This is a genomic window from Paraburkholderia largidicola, from assembly GCF_013426895.1.
GTDB lineage: Bacteria > Pseudomonadota > Gammaproteobacteria > Burkholderiales > Burkholderiaceae > Paraburkholderia > Paraburkholderia largidicola.
Window position 1 is genome coordinate 3,212,280 of the sequence record NZ_AP023174.1, and the last position, 20,434, is coordinate 3,232,713.

Consider the following 20,434-nt stretch of genomic DNA (forward strand, 5'->3'; position numbering starts at 1 on the left):
CGATTCTCTTCATTGTCTGTAGCGTGCGCGCATGTTGTCGGGAACGGCATCTACACGCAACGAATGCGCGTAATAGTGCGCAAAAATTGACAGAAGCTCGCCAAAAAAGTGTGTGATTGCTAGGGTAGTCTCACGGCATTAGAATGTCCTGCAATTCCGTCACCGACCACCACGCCCGAGGCGAGCCCGCTTGATCCTTTACGAGTATCCCTTCAATGAGCGAATCCGGACGCTGCTGCGCCTCGAAGATCTGTTCGAGCGCTTCACGTTCTTTCTGACTCAGGAAGATGCCAGGGAACATCACGTCGCGCTGACTACGCTGTTCGAAATCTCCGAAGTCGCGGGCCGCGCGGATCTGAAGTCCGATTTGATGAAGGAACTGGAGCGGCAGCGTCAAACGCTCGCTCCGTTTCGTGGCAATCCCGGTATCGAGCAGAACGCGCTCGAAGCCGTCCTCGGCGAAATCGAACAGACGCTCGCCGGGCTGACGCAAATGCAAGGCAAGACTGGCCAGCATCTTGCTGACAACGAGTGGCTCGCGAGCATCCGCAGCCGCGCCATCATTCCGGGTGGCACCTGCAAGTTCGATCTTCCGTCGTACTACGCGTGGCAGCAGACGCATCCCGACCAGCGTCGCCAGGACATCGCCAAGTGGGTCATGCCGCTTCTGCCGCTACGCGACGCGGCCGCCATCGTGCTGCGGCTCGCGCGCGAATCGGGACAGGCTTCGAAAGTGATGGCCATGCAGGGCAGTTACCAGCAAATGCTGTCGGGTCGCACGTATCAGCTGATGCAGGTGCGCGTGGCACCGGAATTGCGGGTGATTCCGGAGGCCAGTGCCAACAAGTACATGTTGTGGGTGCGCTTCACGGTGCAGGATGGCGATCTGCGTCCGCGCGCGGTCGATGTCGACGTGCCGTTCCAGTTGACGCTCTGCAGTCTTTAAACCGACGCAAACGGCCTCACTTAGCTGGCTTCATTGTTTGCGATTGAACGTTTGATCGAATGGTCACTGTAGTCAAATGCCCAAGCTGCGGTAGAGATGTCCGCTGGACTCCCGAGAACCGCTTCCGTCCCTTCTGTTCCGAGCGCTGCAAGCAGATCGATCTCGGCGCGTGGGCTGCCGAGAAATACAAGATCGGCGGCACCGACGAAGAACCGCCAACCGACGACGCGCCCGGCGAGCACCGCTCGCACTGACAGGCACAACACGCGTCGTCATCCACAGCGAGGCGGAAGCCGCACAAGTGCGCTCCCGCCTTCAGCTCACTCCGCCGCCAGCCACTCCAGCACGGGAATCGTCGCGGGCAAGAGCGGCGACACCTGAGCCGGCAGCGTCTGCCACGCGAACGCCTGACCCTCGCGCCCATGCGGCTCGCCGTCCCACGCCGTCACCTTGCAGAAATAGAGACGAACGTAGGCGTGCGGATAGTCGTGCTCGAGCACATGCCAGCGGTGGCTCGCCTGCACGTCGATGCCGAGTTCTTCGTGCAGCTCGCGCGCAAGCGCCGCTTCGACCGTTTCACCCGGCTCCAGCTTGCCGCCCGGAAATTCCCAATAGCCTTCGTATGGTTTTCCGGTGGGGCGTTGCGCCAGCAGATAGCGGCCATCGGGCTGCACGAGCACGCCGACGGCCACTTCCGTGACGGGACGGCCAGCTTCGTTCAACTCGCCCGCGTTGCCGTGTGCTGCGTCGCTCATGCTTGCGCCCGCTTGCCGGACCAGTCGCGCGCGAACTGCCACGCGACGCGACCCGAGCGCGAGCCGCGCTCCAGCGCCCAGATCAGCGCATCGCCGCGCGCCGCTTCGACGTCGGCATCGTTGCAGCCGAAGTGATGCAGCCAGTGCGCGACGATCGACAGATAGTCGTCCTGCTTGAACGGGTAGAAACTGACCCACAGGCCAAAGCGCTCGGACAGCGAGATCTTTTCTTCGACCACTTCGCCCGGATGAATTTCGCCATCGGACGTGTGCTTGTACGTCTCGTTGTCGCTCATGTACTCGGGCAGCAGATGGCGGCGGTTCGACGTCGCATAGATCAGCACGTTGTCCGACTGCGCGGCAACCGATCCATCGAGCGCTACCTTCAGCGCCTTGTAGCCCGACTCGCCCTCTTCGAAAGACAGATCGTCGCAGAACACGATGAAGCGCTCGGGCCGCGCCGAAATCAGATCGACGATATCGCCCAGATCGTGCAGATCGTCCTTGTCGACTTCGATCAGACGCAGACCGTCCTTCGAATACGCGTTCAGGCACGCCTTGATCAGCGACGACTTGCCCGTACCGCGTGCGCCCGTGAGCAGCACGTTGTTGGCGGGCTGCTTGCTGACGAACTGCTTCGTGTTCTGCTCGATCAGGTTTTTCTGTCGATCGATGTTCTGCAGATCGTCCAGCGAAATCAGCGAGATGGCGGGAACCGGCTGCAGGTAGCCGCGCCCCTGGCGCTTGCGCCAGCGGAATGCAACAGCCGCGGACCAGTCGATTTGCGGCGCAGCCGGCGGAAGCATCGCTTCGAGGCGCACCAGCACGGCTTCGGCGCGGGTCAGGAATTGTTCGAGTTTATCCATGTCGTGATAGGCGCGAATCAGGAACGGTAATCGGCGTTGATACTCACGTAATCATGCGACAGGTCGCACGTCCAGATCGTCGCTTGCGCGTCGCCACGGCCCAACACGACGCGAATCAGGATCTCCGCCTTCTTCATCACGCGCTGCCCGTCTTCTTCCTTGTACTCCGGGTTGCGTCCGCCCGCTTTCGCGACGAGCACATCGTCGAGATACAGGTCGATCTTGCCCACGTCGAGGTCCGTCACGCCCGCATAGCCGATCGCCGCCAGAATGCGGCCGAGGTTCGGGTCCGATGCGTAAAACGCCGTCTTCACGAGCGGTGAATGGCCGATCGCGTAAGCAATCTGGCGGCACTCGGCGACACTCGATCCGCCTTCGACCTGCACCGTCATGAACTTCGTCGCGCCCTCGCCGTCGCGCACGATCAGTTGCGAGAGCGTCTGCGCCGTTTCCGTCACGGCATCGCGCAGCGCCGCATAGGCGGGCGAATCCGTCGACGTGATCGCGGGCAGGCTCGACTTGCCCGATGCGATCAGGATGAACGAGTCATTGGTCGACGTATCGCCGTCGATCGTGACGCAGTTGAACGAGCGGTCCGCGACCTGCTTGACCAGTTCGTCGAGCACCGGCTGCGCGACGTTCGCGTCGAATGCGAGGAAGCCGAGCATGGTCGCCATGTTCGGTTTGATCATGCCTGCGCCCTTGCTGATGCCCGTCATCGTCACCGTGTGGCCGTCGATCTTGACCTGGCGCGACACGGCTTTCGGCAGCGTGTCGGTGGTCATGATGGCTTGCGCAGCGTCGTACCAGTGCGCAGCCTGACGGTTCGCCAGCGCAGCGGGCAAGCCTGCCTTCAGACGGTCGACAGGCAGCGGCTCCAGAATCACACCCGTCGAGAACGGCAGCACCTGCTGCGGCTCGATACCCGCAAGGCGCGCGAGTTCGTCGCACGTTTCGCGCGCGGCCACCATGCCCGGCTCGCCCGTGCCCGCGTTCGCATTGCCCGTATTCACGACCAGCGCGCGAATGCCCTTGCCGCCCGCGCGTACCTTCTCGAGATGCTCGCGGCACACCGTCACAGCCGCTGCGCAGAAGCGGTTCAACGTGAACACGCCCGCGACCGTCGCGCCTTCGTCGACGGAAATGACGAGCACGTCCTTGCGGTTCGGCTTGCGGATATTCGCCTCGGCCCAGCCTAGCGTGACGCCGGCGACGGGATGGAGTTTTGCGGGATCGATCGAGGGGAAATTGACAGCCATGTTTGCGACCTGTCGAGACTGAAATGCCGGCGTGCGCCGGCATTGGGGATCAAAGGTGATGGCGCCAGATGGACCTGCGCCACCGCGAAATCACCAGCAATGCACGCTTCAAACGACGCGGCGCGCATGGTGCGCGCCGCCTTCGTGTGTCACGCGATCTTGCCGTGGCACTGCTTGTACTTCTTGCCGCTGCCGCACGGGCAGGGATCGTTGCGTCCGACTTTCGGCACGCCGTCGCCCGACAGCGGCGCCGCGACGCCCTGGCCATGCGCCATCGCATCGCCGATCATCGACGCTGCCGCGCTCGCCGCGACGGGCGCCGCCGCGACGGCTGCGCCTGCTTCCGCGTAATCGGCGTGACGGAACTCGACGTTGTCGACCAGATGGCTGCCCTGCTCTTCCATTTGCTCGGCGGCCTGCTCCAGCTGTTCCGGCGACTGGATCTGCACGTTCATGACGATGCGCGTGACTTCCAGCTTCACCGAGTCGAGCATCGCTGCAAACAGTTCGAACGCTTCGCGCTTGTACTCCTGCTTCGGGTTCTTCTGCGCATAGCCGCGCAGATGGATGCCCTGGCGCAGGTGATCGAGCGCGGCGAGGTGTTCGCGCCAGCTGCGGTCCAGCGTCTGCAGCATGACCGAGCGCTCGAACGCGCTGAACGACTCGCGGCCCACCTGCTCGACCTTCGACTCGTAAGCCTCGTCGGCTGCCGCGGTCACGGCCTCGAGAATCTCGTCGGCGTTGATCGACTGCGATTCGTTGATCATCTCCTGAATGGCGAGGTCGAGCTGCCAGTCGTTGCGCAGCACTTCTTCGAGTTCAGGCACGTCCCATTGTTCTTCGATGCTGCCCGCCGGCACGAACTGATGGACGATGTCGCTAATCACGCCGTGACGCATCGCGCCGATCGTTTCGGTGATGTCGTGCGCTTCGAGCAGTTCGTTGCGCTGCTGGTAGATCACCTTGCGCTGATCGTTCGACACGTCGTCGTATTCGAGCAGCTGCTTACGGATATCGAAGTTGCGCGCTTCGACCTTGCGCTGCGCCGATTCGATTGAACGCGTGACGATGCCTGCCTCGATCGCCTCGCCTTCCGGCATCTTCAGGCGGTCCATGATGGCGCGCACGCGGTCGCCCGCGAAAATACGCAGCAGCGGATCTTCCAGCGACAGATAGAAACGCGACGAGCCCGGATCGCCTTGACGGCCCGCACGGCCGCGCAGCTGATTGTCGATACGGCGCGATTCGTGACGCTCGGTGCCGATGATGTGCAGACCGCCCGCGGCCTTCACCTGATCGTGCAGCGTTTGCCACTCGTCGTGCAGCTTCTGGATGCGGGCCGCCTTTTCGTCTTCGGGGATCGACAGATCGGCTTCGATAAACGCTGCCTGCTTTTCGGCATTGCCGCCCAGCACGATGTCGGTACCGCGACCGGCCATGTTGGTGGCGATCGTGACGCGCTTCGGACGGCCCGCTTCCGCGACGATCGCCGCTTCACGCGCGTGCTGCTTCGCGTTCAGCACTTCGTGCGGCAAACCGGCCTTGTTGAGCAGTTGCGACAGCACTTCGGAATTTTCGATCGACGTCGTGCCGACCAGTACCGGCTGGCCACGCTCGTAGCAGTCGCGGATGTCGCGAATGACGGCGTTGTAGCGCTCCATTGCCGTCTTGTAGATCTGGTCCTGCTTGTCGATCCGCTTCGGCGGGCGGTTGGTCGGGATCACAACCGTTTCGAGGCCGTAGATCTCGTTGAATTCGTACGCTTCGGTGTCGGCCGTACCCGTCATGCCGGACAGCTTCGCGTACATGCGGAAGTAGTTCTGGAACGTGATCGAGGCGAGCGTCTGGTTCTCGCTCTGGATCTTCACGTGTTCCTTCGCTTCGACGGCCTGATGCAGGCCATCCGACCAGCGCCGGCCCGCCATCAGACGGCCCGTGAATTCGTCGACGATCACCACTTCGCCGTTCTGCACGACGTAGTGCTGGTCTTTGTAGAACAGCGTGTGCGCGCGCAGCGCGGCGTACACGTGGTGCATCAGCGTGATGTTCTGCGGCGCGTAGAGGCTTTCGCCCTCGCCGATCAGGCCCCACTCGGCGAGCAGACGCTCGGCCTTTTCGTGGCCCGACTCCGTCAGGAACACCTGGCGCGCCTTTTCGTCCAGCGTGTAGTCGCCCGGCTTTTCCACGCCGGTGCCGTCTGCCTTCTCCTCGCCGATCTGGCGCTCGAGCAGCGGCGGCAGCGCGTTCATGCGCACGTAGAGTTCGGTGTGATCTTCGGCCTGGCCGGAGATGATCAGCGGCGTACGCGCTTCGTCGATCAGGATCGAGTCCACTTCGTCGACGACCGCGAAATTCAGCGCCCGCTGCACGCGCGCATCGGTCTCGTAGACCATGTTGTCGCGCAGGTAGTCGAAGCCGAACTCGTTGTTCGTGCCGTACGTGATGTCCGCGGCGTACGCTTCCTGCTTCATGCCGTGGTCCATCTGCGACAGGTTGATACCCACCGACAGACCGAGGAAGTTGTAGAGACGCGCCATCCACTCGGCGTCGCGCTGGGCGAGGTAGTCGTTCACCGTGACCACGTGCACGCCGCGGCCCGAGAGCGCGTTCAGATACACGGGCAGCGTGGCGACGAGCGTCTTGCCTTCGCCGGTGCGCATTTCCGCGATCTTGCCGTAGTGCAGGACCATGCCGCCGATCAGCTGCACGTCGAAGTGCCGCATCTTCAGCACGCGCTTGCTCGCCTCGCGACAGACCGCGAACGCCTCGGGCAGCAGCTTGTCGAGCGACTCGCCGCTGCTCACGCGTTGCCGGAATTCCGTGGTTTTCGCGCGCAGTTGATCATCCGTCAATTGCTCGATCTGCGGTTCGAGCGCATTGATCGCCGTGACGGTCTTTTGATATTGCTTGACGAGCCGCTGGTTGCGGCTGCCAAAAATCTTTTGTAGAAAACCGGTGGTCATCGGATCGTGGTTGCGTCGCGGCTTCGGCGGGGTTGCAAGGCCGGTTTTTACACCCTTTCACCTTGTTGCAACTCGTTGACGGAGGGGCCTCGGCGGCTTAGGTCCAAGAGTAAATTCGAATCACGGATTTTAGCACGCGCCCCCGCGTACGCCTGTGTCAGCGGCAAGATGGTTGGCCATCCGACCAGGGCGCGAGCACTGCGAATGGGGCCGTCTCACATGTTGCGAGGGGAAGTTGCGCGCCAGTGCCGCACGGTACAATTCCGGCATCGAGCCCGCGCGACGCGCGGGCTGCTACCAGAATCCCAGATGAGCCGTTTCTCACCGTTTTCAAGGCAGTCGCTCAAGCCCGGCCCGAAGCTGGGCTCGAAGTCGTTCAGCGTGCGCCGGCCGCAGGCGGTGGTCGAGGTCCTGAACCGCACCGACGCATTCGCCGCGCTGCGTGCGGGCGTCGAGCAGGTTGCCGCGCTGGAGCGCGATCTCACGGAGTTGCTGCCCGACTATCTGGCGACCAGCGTCGAGCCCGGCTTTATCAAGGACGGCGTGCTGGCGCTGTTTGCCGCCCACAATGCGCTCGCCGCCCGGCTGCGGCATCTGGAGCCGCGTCTGCTGTCGGATTTGCAGCAGCGCGGCTGGCCCGTCAATGCGCTGAAGATTCGCGTGCGTCCGCAATCCGTGAAAGAGCCGCCGCGCGTCAAGCAGGCGCGCATGTCGCGTGCGGGTGCGGACGCGCTGCATGAACTGAGCGAATCGCTGGAACCGTCGCCGTTGCAGGAAGCGCTGGCCCGCATGGCGGCTCGTCATCGGAAGTGAGTGCGTGCATCACGCGCTGAAAAGAAAAAAGCGACCGTTCAGGTCGCTTTTTCGTTTTGGCCCCGGTTGTCACCGGGGCGACAGACTGGCCTCAGGCGAACGCCGTTTGCGTGTCGTACGCGAAACCGCGCGGCGCCTTCTGCGGATCGTCGAACGTGACGATCTCGTACGCGTCTTCGTGCGCCAGCAGTTCGCGCAGCAGTGCGTTGTTCAAACCGTGGCCCGACTTGTACGCGTCATACGCCGCGAGCAGCGGGTGACCGACCACGTACAGATCGCCGATCGCGTCCAGCATCTTGTGCTTCACGAACTCGTCGTCGTAGCGCAGACCGTCGTTGTTCAGAATGCGGTACTCGTCCAGCACGATCGCGTTGTCCATGCTGCCGCCGCGCGCCAGGCCCAGCTCGCGCATCATTTCGACTTCATGCGCAAAGCCAAACGTACGGGCACGTGCGATTTCACGCACATACGACGTGTTCGCGAAGTCCACTTCGAGCGCCTGGCCCGTCTTGTCGACGGCCGGATGGCGGAAGTCGATCGTGAACTTCAGCTTGAAACCGAAGTACGGGTCGAGACGCGCAAACTTGTCGCCGTCGCGGATTTCGACCGGCTTGGTGACCTTGATGAACTTCTTCGCCGCGTTCTGCTCTTCGATGCCCGCCGACTGGATCAGGAACACGAAGGACGCCGCGCTGCCGTCCATGATGGGAATTTCTTCAGCGGTGACGTCGACGTAAAGATTGTCGATCCCGAGGCCCGCACAGGCGGACATCAAGTGCTCGACCGTCGACACACGCGCACCGTCTTTCTGCAGCACCGATGCGAGCCGCGTATCGCCAATCGCCATTGCGGACGCGGGAATGTCCACCGGCGTGGGCAAATCCACGCGGCAAAACACGATACCCGTGTCCGGCGCCGCCGGGCGGAGCGTCAGGTCGACTTTCCGGCCCGAATGCAGGCCGATGCCAACCGTCTTGACGATTTGTTTGATAGTGCGCTGCTTCAACATGGTGGTCTTCTATTCGATTGAAAATCCCAATCAGGATTTTTTAATTCATAGCACGAATTATACTCCAATCGTTTCCGGAGCGTCGTTGCGCTGGCGTTTCAATCTGTTTCTCTACGTTACCTAATCGGGAAGCGTGACGGGCCGATGCCCGGAACGGAGGCGTTTCCGGTCATCGGCCCGCGTTACGGCCTGTCACAACAGCGTCACGAAAAGCGTTGCCGCAGCGCAACAAGTCACTCTGCGCGGCTGCGACGAAGCTTCAAGGCCGCGTCATGCCTGGCTCAACGTCGCGAGAATGCTGGCCGCATCGCTCACTTCGAACTTGCCGGGTGCCTCGACGTGCAGCGTCTTGACCACGCCGTCGTCGACCACCATCGCGTAGCGCTGGGAACGGATTCCCATGCCGCGCGCCGACAAATCCTGCTCCAGACCGAGGGCTCGGGTGAAAGCCGCGCTGCCGTCCGCCATCATCCGCACCTTGCCCGAGGTGCGCTGATCGCGTGCCCACGCGCCCATCACGAACGCGTCGTTGACGGATACGCACCAGATCTCGTCGATACCAGCAGTACGCAACTTTTCTGCCTGCTCGACATAGCCTGGCACGTGCTTCGCCGAACAGGTGGGCGTGAACGCGCCCGGCAACCCGAAGATCACCACGCGCTTGCCCGCCGTCTGTTCGCGCACGTCGAAGCTGTTCGGCCCGATCGTGCAGCCCTCGCGTTCGTCTTCGATCAACTCGTAAACGGTCGCCTGGGGAAGCTTTTCACCTAACTGAATCATGCTCGTTCCTTCGCATCGATGCAGAGCACGCTCGCACGCTCTCGTGCCGCAGTGGAGTATTCATCCGGCGACAGTGACCCGATCCGCTTCACAACCGCGAAGAGGGCACTTGTCCATGCTGCGCGGGCAACCCAACGCAGCCTTTTTGCCGTTCCACCCGCCACGCTCGTGCAGTTCTGCCGCGCGTAATCAGCACACAAGCAAGATTACGCCGCAGAAAGCCCGCTCCTGCGTGAACCTCAGTCCGCCTGCTTGCGCAGGAAGGCCGGGATGTCGTACGTGTCGACGCCCTTTTCCTGCAGCGCCTGCACGTGCGAAGCAGCCGTATCACGCGAGGTGCGCCACACTGCCGGCGTATCCAGCGAACCGTAGTCCGCCGTCGCTGCGTGATGCGGCGTGTACGCATGTTGCATTGCGCCCACCGGCTGGTTGTCCGTGCCCGTGCGCAGCAGCGTCATCGGTGCCGATTGCTGCTTCTTCGCAGCGCGGCCCAGACCCGTCGCCACCACCGTCACGCGCAGCGCATCGCCCATTGCGTCGTCGTACACCGCGCCGAAAATCACGGTCGCGTCATCGGCAGCATAGCTCTTAATCGTGTTCATCACTTCGCGCGTTTCCGACAGACGCAGCGAACGGCTCGACGTGATGTTCACCAGCACGCCACGCGCGCCCGACAGATCGACGCCTTCCAGCAGCGGGCTGGCAACGGCCTGTTCCGCCGCGAGACGCGCGCGATCGACACCGGCTACCGTCGCCGTGCCCATCATCGCCTTGCCCTGCTCGCCCATCACCGTCTTCACGTCTTCGAAGTCGACGTTCACCAGACCATCGACGTTGATGATTTCCGCGATACCGGCAACTGCGTTGTTGAGCACGTCGTCAGCGCACTGGAAGCACTTGTCCATCTCGGCGTCATCGCCCATCACCTCGAACAGCTTGTCGTTCAGGACGACGATCAGCGAGTCGACGTGATCCTCCAGTTGCTGCGAACCGGCTTCAGCGACGCGCATGCGCTTGCCGCCTTCGAACTCGAAAGGCTTGCTGACGACACCAACCGTCAGAATGCCCATTTCCTTGGCGATCTGCGCGACCACGGGTGCTGCGCCCGTGCCCGTGCCGCCGCCCATGCCTGCCGTGATGAACACCATGTGCGCGCCACGCAGTGCGTCCGCGATGCGCTCACGTGCTTCTTCTGCTGCCGAGCGGCCCATTTCCGGCTTTGCGCCTGCGCCCAGACCCGTGTTGCCCAACTGGATGACGTTCGGCGCGCGCGAGCGCGACAGCGCCTGAGCGTCCGTGTTCATCACGATGAAGTCGACGCCTTGCACGCCGCGATTGATCATGTGCGTGACTGCATTGCCGCCCGCACCACCGACGCCCACCACCTTGATGATGGTGCCGTTGGTTTCCGTTTCCAGCATCTGGAATTCCATGTTGCCTCCGTCAAGAAAAAAAGAACCACTTCCTCGGCCGTTATTCGGCAGGAGATCGGGCAACCTCCTGTCGCGCGCCGGCCGCCGTCACCGGCGCGAATTTCCCTTTTACTTCGAATTCTTTTAGAAATTGCCGAGGAACCAGTCCTTCATCCTCGTGAACACCTGACCCATCGATCCCGACTGCACCGCGACCTTGCGGCCGCGCATGCGCTGCGAACGTCCTTCGACGAGCAAACCCATCGCCGTCGAATAACGCGGATTGCGCACCACGTCCGCGAGACCGCCTGCATATTCCGGCACGCCGATACGCACCGGCTTCAGGAAAATGTCCTCACCCAGTTCGACCATGCCTGGCATCATGGACGCGCCGCCCGTCAGCACGACGCCCGAACTGAGCAGTTCTTCGTAACCCGACTCGCGCACGACCTGCTGCACGAGCGAAAACAGTTCTTCGACGCGCGGCTCGATCACGGCCGCGAGTGCCTGGCGCGACAGCGTGCGCGGACCGCGCTCACCCAGGCCCGGCACTTCGATCATCTCGTCCGGATCGGCGAGCGCCTGCTTCGCGATGCCGTAGCTGACCTTGATGTCTTCGGCATCCGGCGTCGGCGTGCGAAGCGCCATCGCGATATCGCTGGTGATCTGGTCGCCGGCGATCGGAATCACAGCCGTATGGCGGATCGCGCCTTCGCTGAAGATCGCGATGTCCGTCGTGCCGCCGCCGATATCGACCAGCACCACGCCCAGTTCCTTCTCGTCTTCCGTCAGCACCGCGAGCGACGACGCCAGCGGCTGCAGGATCAGATCGTTCACTTCGAGCCCGCAGCGGCGCACGCACTTGACGATGTTCTGCGCCGCGCTCACCGCGCCCGTCACGATGTGCACCTTCACTTCGAGGCGGATGCCGCTCATGCCGATCGGCTCGCGCACATCTTCCTGACCGTCGATGATGAATTCCTGCGTCAGGATGTGCAGCACCTGCTGATCGGTCGGAATGTTGATCGCCTTGGCCGTCTCGATCACACGCGCGACGTCCGTCTGCGTCACTTCCTTTTCCTTGATCGCGACCATCCCGCTCGAATTGAAGCTGCGGATATGGCTGCCAGCGATCCCGGTGAACACGTTCGTGATCTTGCAGTCGGCCATCAGCTCGGCTTCTTCGAGCGCTCGCTGAATAGACTGCACCGTGGCCTCGATGTTCACCACGACGCCTTTCTTGAGCCCCTTCGATTCGCTCTGGCCGAGTCCGATCACCTCGTAATGACCTTCGCCCTTCAGCTCGGCGACGATGGCGACCACTTTCGCCGTGCCGATGTCGAGGGCTACCAGCAGATCTTTATAGTCTTTACTCATAGCGTGCTCATTGCGTGTGATGTCCTGTTACTTCTTGCCCTTGTCGGGTTCCGTAATGAAGCGCATGCCTGCTGCACGAATGGCGAAACCGTTCGGATAACGCAAGTCCGCATATTCGATGTCCTTCCCCCAACGTTGCGTCACCGCGCCCCATGCCGCGGTGAGCCGCTTGCAGCGGTCGTAGAGCGTGTCCTGATTACGCTCGCGTCCAATTTCGACCTGCATGCCGTTCGACAGCTTCACCGTCCACGCAAAACGCGGCGACAGCGTCACTTCATCCGGCGTTGCGCCAACGGGCGCGAACCACTTCCTGAAGTCCTGATAACGCGCGACGACTTCCTTCGCCGACCCTTCCGGACCATCGAACGCGGGCAGTTCTTCTTCGAGTTCGCCCTGGTTCGCGGTGAACACCTCTCCGTCGGTGCTCACCAGTTGATCCGTGCCCCACGTGCCGAGCGGCTTGTACTCTTCGAGCGTCACCGCGAGCGCATTCGGCCACACGCGGCGCACGCTTGCATGACGCACCCACGGCATCTGCTCGAACGCCTGGCGCGCCGTGTCGAGATCGACGGTGAAGAAGTTGCCCTTCAACCGGCCGACCACGCCCGCACGCACCGTCGGCGAGTTGATGTGCTCGGTGTCGCCGTCGATGCGGATCTCGCGCAGCGTGAAGTTCGGGCGCTGGATCAGCCAGTACGCGCCCGCCGCCAGCAGCACGAGCAGCAACAACGCATGCAATGCGTTGGCGGCGAGATTGAGCTGGCGAACGTTGTTCCACATGATCCGGGCGCGATCCTCTTAGTCCTTGAGCGTCAATGCAAGCACCTTCACCACCAGTTCCTGGTAGCTGATGCCGACAGCACGCGCAGCCTTCGGCGGCAGCGAGTGATCGGTCATGCCGGGCGCCGTGTTCACTTCCAGGAAATACGGATTGCCTTCGCCGTCCAGCATGAAGTCCGCGCGGCCCCAATCGGTGCAGCCGAGCACGTCGAACGCCTGACGTGCGATCTTCTTCAGGCGCTGCTCTTCTTCAGCGGCAATGCCGCACGGAATCAGGTACTGCGTGTCGTTGGCGATGTACTTCGCGTGATAGTCGTAGAACTCGCCGGCGGGCACGATGCGGATGATGGGCAGATCGAGATCGCCCGCGATGCACGCCGTGTACTCGCCGCCGCCTTCGATGCTCTTCTCGACCACGACGATCTTGTCGAACTTCACCGCTTCTTCAAGCGCGGGCACGAGTGCGTCAGCCGTCTTCACCTTGATGACAGCGACGCTCGAACCTTCGCTGGCCGGCTTCACGAACAGCGGCAAGCCGAGCTTCGCGACGATGTCCTTCGCACGCGTGGCGTAGTCGTCGCCGCGCAGCACTGCTTCGAACGGCGGCGTCGGCACGCCCAGTTGCTGCCACACGAGCTTCGTGCGGAACTTGTCGAGACCGAGCGCCGAGCCGAGCACGCCGCTGCCCGTATAGCGGATGCCGTAAAAGTCCAGCGCACCCTGAATCTGACCGTTCTCACCGTAGCCGCCATGCAGCGCGTTGAACGCGCGCACAAAGCCTTCGTCTTTCAATGCCGCAAGCGGACGCTCGGACGGATCGAACGGATGCGCGTCGACACCCGCATCGCGCAGCCCTTGCAGCACGAGACGGCCGGAGTTCAGCGACACTTCGCGTTCGGCGGACACACCGCCGAGAAGAACCGCGACCTTGCCAAAAGATTTGGGATCGATACCGCTCATTTCACACCTTCGTTTCCTGCAAGCCGACCCGGCACGCTGCCGATCGAACCTGCGCCCATCGTGATCACCACATCGCCGTCGCGCACGATTGCACCGAGCGCGTCCGGCACTTCATCTACTGTTTCGACAAACACCGGCTCGACCTTGCCCGCCACGCGGATCGAACGCGTGAGCGCACGGCCGTCCGCTGCGACGATGGGCGCTTCGCCCGCTGCGTAGACTTCAGTCAGCACGAGTGCATCGACCGTCGACAGCACCTTCACGAAATCTTCGAAGCAATCGCGCGTGCGCGTGAAGCGGTGCGGCTGGAATGCGAGCACGAGGCGCTTGTCGGGGAATGCGCCACGCGCCGCCGCAATCGTCGCGGCCATTTCGACAGGGTGATGGCCGTAGTCGTCGACGAGCGTGTAGGCGCCGCCGCCCGTCACGCTCACTTCGCCGTAGCGCTGGAAACGCCGGCCGACGCCGTTGAAATCCGCGAGCGCTCGCTGGATATCGGCATCTTTCACTTCAAGTTCAGTCGCAATTGCAATTGCGGCCAACGCGTTCTGCACGTTGTGCAGGCCAGGCAGATTCAAAACGATGTCGATAGGCGCCGCGTCTTCGCGCATCGCCGTGAAATGCATCTTGCCTTCGCGCGCTTCGACATTAACCGCGCGCACCTGCGCGTCAGACGCAAAGCCATAGCGGATGATCGGTTTCGACACGAACGGCAGGATCTCCTTCACATTCGGATCGTCGACGCACAGCACGGCAATACCGTAGAACGGCAGACGGTGCGTAAATTCAATGAACGCCTGCTTGAGCCGCGCAAAGTCGTGGCCGTAGGTGTCCATGTGATCGGCGTCGATGTTCGTAATGACTTCGATCACCGGGAACAGGTTCAGGAACGACGCATCCGATTCGTCCGCTTCGGCGACGATGAAATCGCCCGTGCCGAGGCGCGCATTCGCGCCCGCGCTGATCAGACGTCCACCGATCACGAAAGTCGGATCGAGACCGCCTGCCGCGAGCACGCTCGCCACCAGCGACGTGGTGGTCGTCTTGCCATGCGTGCCGGCGATCGCGATGCCCTGCTTCAGGCGCATCAGTTCCGCGAGCATCACTGCGCGCGGCACGATGGGAATGCGGCGATGACGCGCGGCCAGCACTTCCGGGTTGTCGCTGCGCACCGCCGTCGATACGACGACGGCATTCGCGCCTTCGATGTTCTCCGCGTCGTGACCAATCGCGATGCGCGCGCCGAGCGCGGCGAGGCGCTCCGTCACGGCGTTGCGCGACAGGTCCGAACCGCTCACCTGATAGCCGAGATTGACGAGCACTTCGGCGATGCCGCTCATGCCCGCGCCGCCGATCCCGACGAAGTGAATGTGTTTGACGATATGTTTCATTGCTGCTTTCCTTCCGGGCTCAGGCTCGGTGTCACGCCTGCCACCGTTGCGCAGATCTGCGCGACCTGTTCGGTGGCATCGGGTTTCGCGAGCGAGCGCGAACGCTCCGCCATGTCCGCGAGCGACGCCCGCGTCTGACTGCGCAACCAGTCGGCGAGGTTATCCACCGACAGGTCGCGTTGTTGCACGAGCAGCGCCGCGCCGTGGTCGGCGAGAAACGCTGCGTTAGTTGTCTGGTGATCGTCGACGGCGTACGGGAACGGCACGAAGAACGCCGCCACGCCCACCGCCGCGATCTCGGCGACCGTCATCGCGCCCGAACGGCAGATCACCAGATCGGCGTTCGCGTAGGCGCTCGTCATGTCGTCGATGAAGGGCACGAGTTGCACGTCGTCGCCCGTCGCGATGCCGGCTGCTTCGTAGTTCGCGCGCAATGCGTCGATATGTTTCGCGCCCGCCTGATGCACCATGCGCGGACGCTCTTGCGGTGCCAGCTTCGCAAGCGCACGCGGCACGACTTCGTTCAATGCTGCCGCGCCCAGGCTGCCGCCGACGACCAGCACATTCAGCGGACCACTACGCGCCGCGTAGCGTGCTTTGGGTGCTGGCGTGCGCGCAAGTTCCTCACGAATTGGATTACCTGTCCATTCCGCGTTCGGCAATGCATCCGGAAACGCGACGAGCACCCGCCTGGCGAGCTTCGCGAGCACCTTGTTCGCGAGACCGGCGATCGAATTCTGTTCGTGCAGCACGAGCGGCGTGCCGCTCAGTGCCGTCATCACGCCAGCCGGGAACGTGATGTAGCCGCCCATGCCGAGCACGACATCGGGCTTCACCCGACGCAGCACCGAGAGACTCTGCATGCACGCGCGCAGCAGATTCACAGGCAGCATCAGCTTGGTCTTCGTACCCTTGCCGCGCAGGCCGCCGAACTTCACGTACTCCATCGGAATACCGTGTTTCGGGACGAGCGTCGCTTCCATGCCGGCAGGATTGCCGAGCCACACGACGCGCCAGCCCCACGCCTGCATCAGGTGCGCGACGGCGAGGCCCGGGAACACGTGTCCCCCGGTCCCGCCTGCCATCACCATCAGCGTGCGTTGTTGCATCGTCATACCTTGCCCCGCGCATCAACACACGGTTTTCGTAATCCACCCGCATCAGCACCGCAACCGCGACGCAGTTCAGCAAAATGCCCGAGCCGCCATAGCTGACGAGCGGCAGCGTGAGACCTTTGGTCGGCAGCAGGCCGAGATTCACGCCCATGTTGATGAAGGTCTGCGCGCCGAACCAGATGCCGACGCCCTTCGCGACCAGACCCGCGAAGGTGCGGTCGAGCGCGAGCGCCTGACGGCCGATCTCGAACGAACGGCGCACGATCCAGTAGAACATCAGGATCACGACGAGCACGCCAACGAACCCGAGTTCCTCGCCGATCACGGCGAGAATGAAGTCGGTGTGCGCTTCGGGCAGATAGTTGAGCTTCTCGACACTGCCGCCGAGGCCCACGCCGAACCATTCGCCGCGACCGAACGCGATCAGCGAGTGCGTCAATTGATAAGCCTTGCCCTGTGCATAGCGGTCGTCCCACGGATCGAGGTACGCGAAGATCCGCTCGCGGCGCCACGGCGACGCCCACACGAGCAACGTAAATGTACCGACAGCCGTCGCCACCAGTCCGCCGAAAATCTTCCCGTTCACGCCGCCCAGGAACAGCACGCCCATCGCGATCGCCGCGATCACCATGAACGCGCCCATGTCCGGCTCGAGCAGCAGCAGCATGCCGACCACGCCGACGGCGAAACCCATCGGCAGGAAGCCCTTGGCGAAGCTGTGCATGTATTCCTGCTTGCGCACCGTGTAGTTCGCCGCGTAGATCGTCACGGCGAGCTTCATGATTTCCGACGGCTGCATGTTCGTGATGCCGAGGGGAATCCAGCGGCGCGCGCCGTTCACGCCCTTGCCGACGTGCGGAATCAGCACGATCACGAGCGCGACGAGCGCGATCAGGAAGAGCTTCGGTGCGTACTTGTCCCACGTGGAAATGGGGACGCGGAACGCGATCACGCCCGCCACCGATCCCATCACGACAAAGAGGAGCTGGCGCACGAGGAATGCATAGTCGTGATACGCCGCGTACTTCGGCGAGTCCGGCATCGTGATCGACGCCGAGTACACCATCACGATGCCGAGACCCAGCAGCGCGACCACGACCCACAGCAGCGAGTGATCGTAGTCGAGCATCCGCGAGCGCAGCGGACGCACGCCGTTGACGGCGCTCGACAGCCCACCCGTGCGCGAGGTGCGTTCGGCCGTTGTTGCGCCGCCAGCGGAGCCGCGCTGCTTGCCGAGTTGCGATCCGAAGCGTTCCGTCCAGCTCATATCATCGTCCCCCGTTCGGCAGCGATGTCTTCGACCGCGCTTTTGAACACTGCGGCGCGGTGCGCGTATCCCTTGAACATGTCGAAGCTGGCGCACGCGGGCGACAGCAACACGGCGTCGCCCGGCTGCGCGACGGCGCTGGCTGCGCGCGTCGCTTCTTCGAGCGTCGCGTGATCGGTCATTGCGATGCCCGTATGCGCGAGCGCTGCGCGAATCTGCGGCGCATCGCGGCCGATCAGCATCACCGCGCGGCACCAGCGCATCACCGGCTCGGCGAGCGGATCGAATTCCTGACCCTTGCCGTCGCCGCCCGCGATCAGCACGACGCGTTGCGCGAGACCGTCGAGCGCTGCGACCGTCGCGCCGACATTGGTGCCCTTGCTGTCGTCGACAAAATCCACACCGTCGATCGATGCAATCAGTTCAACGCGATGCGGCTCGCCGCGATACTCGCGCAAGCCGTGCAACAGCGGCGCGCCCGGCAGACCGATGGCACGCGCGAGGGCGAACGCGGCCAACGCGTTCGTTGCGTTGTGCAAGCCGCGGATACGCAGCGCGTCAGCGGGCATCAAGCGCTTGAGGCCGATGTTCGGCGGCGTCGTGGATTCGCTCTTGCGACGACGAGTGGGCGTGGGTTCGTCGGTCGCGTCGCGGTCGTGCGCATCGACGAGCCAGATCATGCCGCTTTCGCGCATCAAGCCGAGGTCGCCGTCGCGCGTCGGTTCGCCGACCCCGAACGTCACCACCTGCGTACCGCCCTGCGCCGACGACGCGAGCGCCATCACGCGCGCATCGTCGCGATTCAACACGCGAACCGTGTTCTTGCCGAAAATCTTGCCCTTCGCCGCGGCGTACGCATCGAGGCCGCCATGCCAGTCGAGGTGATCCTGCGTGATGTTCAGGATCACGGCGGCGTCCGGCTCGAAGGTGTGCGCGGTTTCCAGCTGGAAGCTCGACAGTTCGAGCACCCAGACGTCGGGCAGCGCGGTGTTGTCGATCGCTTCCGTGAGCTTGTCGAGCGCAGCTGGACTGATGTTGCCCGCGACGGCGACCTTCTTGCCCGCGCGCTCGCACAACAGGCCCGTCAGACTCGTCGTGGTGGTCTTGCCGTTCGTGCCCGTGATCGCGATGATCTTCGGCGCGTAGCCGCTTTCGCCGAGCGTGCGCAATGCCTGCGCGAAAAATTCCAGTTCGCCCCACACGGGGATATCGCGTTCGCGCGCGGCGGCGATCAGCGGCACGAGATCGGCGGCGAGCGGCGACAGACCCGGGCTGATCGCAACCAGCTCGACGCCTTCCAGCAGCACCTCGGAAAACGGCCCGCCGACGAAATCACCGTCGATGCCGTGCCCTTCGAGCGCGGACAGATTCGGCGGCACTTCGCGCGTGTCGGCAATGCGCAGGCGGCAACCATGCCGCGCGCACCAGCGCGCCATCGCGAGGCCCGATTCACCGAGCCCCAGCACGAGCACCATCGGCTTCTGCCGATCCCGAAACTTCTCGCCAAACATCGACTGCTTCCCCTTGTGTACGACTTAGGTACGACTTTGAGTACGACTCGAATGCGGCTTAACGCAGCTTCAGCGTGGACAAACCAAACAGGCACAACATCAGCGTGATGATCCAGAAACGCACCACCACTTGCGTTTCCTTCCAGCCCGACAATTCGAAGTGGTGATGCAGCGGCGCCATCTTGAAGATGCGGCGGCCTTCACCGAAACGTGCCTTCGTGAACTTGAACCACGTGACCTGCAACATCACCGACACCGTCTCGGCGACGAAAATCCCGCCCATGATGAACAGCACGATTTCCTGACGCACGATCACGGCGATCGTGCCGAGGGCTCCGCCGAGTGCCAGCGCGCCGACATCGCCCATGAATACTTGCGCCGGGTGCGTGTTGAACCAGAGGAACGCGAGCCCTGCCCCGCCCATCGCCGAACAGAAGATCAGCATTTCGCCCGCGCCCGCGATGTGCGGGAACAGCAGGTATTTCGAATAGACCGCGCTGCCCATCACGTACGCGAACACGCCAAGCGACGAGCCGACCAGCACGACGGGCATGATGACGAGGCCGTCGAGACCGTCGGTGAGGTTCACCGCGTTGCTCGAACCGACGATCACGAAATACGTCAACGCGATGAAGCCCCACACGCCGAGCGGATAGGTCATCGACTTGAGGAACGGCAGCAACAGGTCGGCACGCGCGGGCAGGCCCATCGACAGGCCGCTGCGCACCCACGCCATGAACAGGTCGAACACGCGCACATTGCTCGCTTCCGAGACGCTGAACGCGAGATACACGGCTGCGAACAGACCGATCACCGACTGCCAGAAATACTTTTCACGCGACGACATGCCGCGCGGATCCTTGTAGACGACCTTGCGATAGTCGTCGACCCAGCCGATCACGCCGAAACCGAACGTGACGAGCATCACGATCCAGATGAAGCGGTTGGTCAGGTCGGCCCACAGCAGCGTGGACACGGCGATGCCGATCAGAATCAGCACGCCGCCCATCGTCGGCGTACCCGATTTCACGAGGTGCGTCTGCGGGCCGTCCTTGCGCACCGCCTGGCCGACCTTCATCTGCGCGAGCTTGCGGATCACCCACGGGCCGCAGACGAGCCCGATCAGCAGCGCGGTGATCGTCGCCGCGACAGCACGAAACGTCAGATAACTGAACACGCGCAAAAAGCCTACGTCGTTCTGCAGCCATTGCGCCAGCGCCAGTAACATAC

The 20,434-nt window shown here is 63.1% G+C and carries 17 protein-coding genes and 1 pseudogene; 3 read left to right on the forward strand and 15 right to left on the reverse strand.

Annotation, left to right across the window (positions count from 1 at the left end; all coding sequences use genetic code 11):
• Window positions 1-190 precede the first annotated feature (190 nt).
• Window positions 191-946 carry a cell division protein ZapD gene (gene zapD / locus PPGU16_RS14225; protein WP_007747120.1) on the forward strand — a complete coding sequence of 252 codons (756 nt, stop codon included), beginning with the start codon at window positions 191-193 and terminating at the stop codon, window positions 944-946.
• A 59-nt stretch (window positions 947-1,005) separates the two neighbouring features.
• The gene (locus tag PPGU16_RS14230; protein WP_180720538.1) at window positions 1,006-1,200 is read left to right on the forward strand and encodes a DNA gyrase inhibitor YacG; all 195 of its coding nucleotides are present in this window, start codon (window positions 1,006-1,008) and stop codon (window positions 1,198-1,200) included.
• A 66-nt stretch (window positions 1,201-1,266) separates the two neighbouring features.
• On the opposite strand, the gene PPGU16_RS14235 is transcribed toward PPGU16_RS14230, so the two are convergent.
• From PPGU16_RS14235 to secA, 4 genes are all read right to left on the reverse strand, one after another.
• Window positions 1,267-1,701 (reverse strand): NUDIX domain-containing protein, encoded by a 435-nt coding sequence (locus PPGU16_RS14235; RefSeq protein ID WP_180720539.1) that lies wholly within the window; start codon window positions 1,699-1,701, stop codon window positions 1,267-1,269.
• Window positions 1,698-2,567, reverse strand: coding sequence for an ATP-binding protein (locus PPGU16_RS14240; protein ID WP_054929039.1), 870 nt, complete (start codon window positions 2,565-2,567; stop codon window positions 1,698-1,700). The genes PPGU16_RS14235 and PPGU16_RS14240 overlap by 4 nt, the downstream gene beginning before the upstream one ends.
• A 17-nt stretch (window positions 2,568-2,584) precedes the next feature.
• Entirely contained in the window at window positions 2,585-3,826 is a 1,242-nt protein-coding gene (argJ, locus tag PPGU16_RS14245) for a bifunctional glutamate N-acetyltransferase/amino-acid acetyltransferase ArgJ (RefSeq protein WP_180720540.1), read from the reverse strand.
• A gap of 149 nt (window positions 3,827-3,975) precedes the next feature.
• The gene (gene secA, locus PPGU16_RS14250) at window positions 3,976-6,789 is read right to left on the reverse strand and encodes a preprotein translocase subunit SecA (RefSeq protein WP_180720541.1); all 2,814 of its coding nucleotides are present in this window, start codon (window positions 6,787-6,789) and stop codon (window positions 3,976-3,978) included.
• Window positions 6,790-7,098: 309 nt separating this feature from the next.
• On the opposite strand from secA, the gene PPGU16_RS14255 reads away from it, so the two are divergent.
• Window positions 7,099-7,602 carry a DciA family protein gene (locus tag PPGU16_RS14255; protein ID WP_180720542.1) on the forward strand — a complete coding sequence of 168 codons (504 nt, stop codon included), beginning with the start codon at window positions 7,099-7,101 and terminating at the stop codon, window positions 7,600-7,602.
• Between the two features lie 91 nt (window positions 7,603-7,693).
• On the opposite strand, the gene lpxC is transcribed toward PPGU16_RS14255, so the two are convergent.
• From lpxC to mraY, 11 genes and pseudogenes are all read right to left on the reverse strand, one after another.
• Window positions 7,694-8,611, reverse strand: coding sequence for a UDP-3-O-acyl-N-acetylglucosamine deacetylase (lpxC, locus tag PPGU16_RS14260; RefSeq protein ID WP_180720543.1), 918 nt, complete (start codon window positions 8,609-8,611; stop codon window positions 7,694-7,696).
• A gap of 270 nt (window positions 8,612-8,881) precedes the next feature.
• Complete coding sequence (locus PPGU16_RS14265; protein ID WP_180720544.1) at window positions 8,882-9,391, reverse strand: peroxiredoxin; 510 nt, start codon at window positions 9,389-9,391, stop codon at window positions 8,882-8,884.
• Window positions 9,392-9,630: 239 nt separating this feature from the next.
• On the reverse strand, window positions 9,631-10,824 hold the full coding sequence (gene ftsZ, locus PPGU16_RS14270) for a cell division protein FtsZ (RefSeq protein ID WP_007747082.1): 1,194 nt from the start codon (window positions 10,822-10,824) through the stop codon (window positions 9,631-9,633).
• A 123-nt stretch (window positions 10,825-10,947) separates the two neighbouring features.
• Window positions 10,948-12,180, reverse strand: coding sequence for a cell division protein FtsA (gene ftsA, locus PPGU16_RS14275; RefSeq protein ID WP_007747080.1), 1,233 nt, complete (start codon window positions 12,178-12,180; stop codon window positions 10,948-10,950).
• 27 nt (window positions 12,181-12,207) lie between these two features.
• Window positions 12,208-12,960 (reverse strand): cell division protein FtsQ/DivIB, encoded by a 753-nt coding sequence (locus PPGU16_RS14280; RefSeq protein ID WP_180720545.1) that lies wholly within the window; start codon window positions 12,958-12,960, stop codon window positions 12,208-12,210.
• Between the two features lie 18 nt (window positions 12,961-12,978).
• A complete protein-coding gene (locus PPGU16_RS14285; RefSeq protein ID WP_180720546.1) occupies window positions 12,979-13,920 on the reverse strand; it encodes a D-alanine--D-alanine ligase in 942 nt (313 codons plus the stop codon).
• Window positions 13,917-15,311 (reverse strand): UDP-N-acetylmuramate--L-alanine ligase, encoded by a 1,395-nt coding sequence (gene murC / locus PPGU16_RS14290; protein ID WP_180720547.1) that lies wholly within the window; start codon window positions 15,309-15,311, stop codon window positions 13,917-13,919. Before murC ends, PPGU16_RS14285 begins: the two co-directional genes overlap by 4 nt.
• A complete protein-coding gene (murG, locus tag PPGU16_RS14295; protein ID WP_180720548.1) occupies window positions 15,308-16,426 on the reverse strand; it encodes an undecaprenyldiphospho-muramoylpentapeptide beta-N-acetylglucosaminyltransferase in 1,119 nt (372 codons plus the stop codon). The genes murC and murG overlap by 4 nt, the downstream gene beginning before the upstream one ends.
• Window position 16,427: 1 nt before the next feature.
• Window positions 16,428-17,693 (reverse strand): annotated as a pseudogene (gene ftsW, locus PPGU16_RS14300) (putative lipid II flippase FtsW); the annotation flags it as partial.
• Entirely contained in the window at window positions 17,690-19,204 is a 1,515-nt protein-coding gene (gene murD / locus PPGU16_RS14305) for a UDP-N-acetylmuramoyl-L-alanine--D-glutamate ligase (RefSeq protein ID WP_180720549.1), read from the reverse strand. The gene murD and the pseudogene ftsW, both read right to left, overlap by 4 nt.
• 58 nt (window positions 19,205-19,262) lie before the next feature.
• Window positions 19,263-20,432, reverse strand: a complete 1,170-nt coding sequence (mraY, locus tag PPGU16_RS14310) for a phospho-N-acetylmuramoyl-pentapeptide-transferase (RefSeq protein ID WP_007747064.1) — start codon at window positions 20,430-20,432, stop codon at window positions 19,263-19,265.
• Window positions 20,433-20,434 lie beyond the last annotated feature (2 nt).

What these genes read in the sequence shown, in the direction of transcription:
- PPGU16_RS14230 (WP_180720538.1), top strand. Translation starts at nt 1,006, where the DNA reads ATGGTCACTGTAGTCAAATGCCCAAGCTGCGGTAGAGATGTCCGCTGG.
- PPGU16_RS14235 (WP_180720539.1), bottom strand. Translation starts at nt 1,701, where the DNA reads ATGAGCGACGCAGCACACGGCAACGCGGGCGAGTTGAACGAAGCTGGC.
- PPGU16_RS14240 (WP_054929039.1), bottom strand. Translation starts at nt 2,567, where the DNA reads ATGGATAAACTCGAACAATTCCTGACCCGCGCCGAAGCCGTGCTGGTG.
- argJ (WP_180720540.1), bottom strand. Translation starts at nt 3,826, where the DNA reads ATGGCTGTCAATTTCCCCTCGATCGATCCCGCAAAACTCCATCCCGTC.
- secA (WP_180720541.1), bottom strand. Translation starts at nt 6,789, where the DNA reads ATGACCACCGGTTTTCTACAAAAGATTTTTGGCAGCCGCAACCAGCGG.
- PPGU16_RS14255 (WP_180720542.1), top strand. Translation starts at nt 7,099, where the DNA reads ATGAGCCGTTTCTCACCGTTTTCAAGGCAGTCGCTCAAGCCCGGCCCG.
- lpxC (WP_180720543.1), bottom strand. Translation starts at nt 8,611, where the DNA reads ATGTTGAAGCAGCGCACTATCAAACAAATCGTCAAGACGGTTGGCATC.
- PPGU16_RS14265 (WP_180720544.1), bottom strand. Translation starts at nt 9,391, where the DNA reads ATGATTCAGTTAGGTGAAAAGCTTCCCCAGGCGACCGTTTACGAGTTG.
- ftsZ (WP_007747082.1), bottom strand. Translation starts at nt 10,824, where the DNA reads ATGGAATTCCAGATGCTGGAAACGGAAACCAACGGCACCATCATCAAG.
- ftsA (WP_007747080.1), bottom strand. Translation starts at nt 12,180, where the DNA reads ATGAGTAAAGACTATAAAGATCTGCTGGTAGCCCTCGACATCGGCACG.
- PPGU16_RS14280 (WP_180720545.1), bottom strand. Translation starts at nt 12,960, where the DNA reads ATGTGGAACAACGTTCGCCAGCTCAATCTCGCCGCCAACGCATTGCAT.
- PPGU16_RS14285 (WP_180720546.1), bottom strand. Translation starts at nt 13,920, where the DNA reads ATGAGCGGTATCGATCCCAAATCTTTTGGCAAGGTCGCGGTTCTTCTC.
- murC (WP_180720547.1), bottom strand. Translation starts at nt 15,311, where the DNA reads ATGAAACATATCGTCAAACACATTCACTTCGTCGGGATCGGCGGCGCG.
- murG (WP_180720548.1), bottom strand. Translation starts at nt 16,426, where the DNA reads ATGACGATGCAACAACGCACGCTGATGGTGATGGCAGGCGGGACCGGG.
- murD (WP_180720549.1), bottom strand. Translation starts at nt 19,204, where the DNA reads ATGTTTGGCGAGAAGTTTCGGGATCGGCAGAAGCCGATGGTGCTCGTG.
- mraY (WP_007747064.1), bottom strand. Translation starts at nt 20,432, where the DNA reads ATGTTACTGGCGCTGGCGCAATGGCTGCAGAACGACGTAGGCTTTTTG.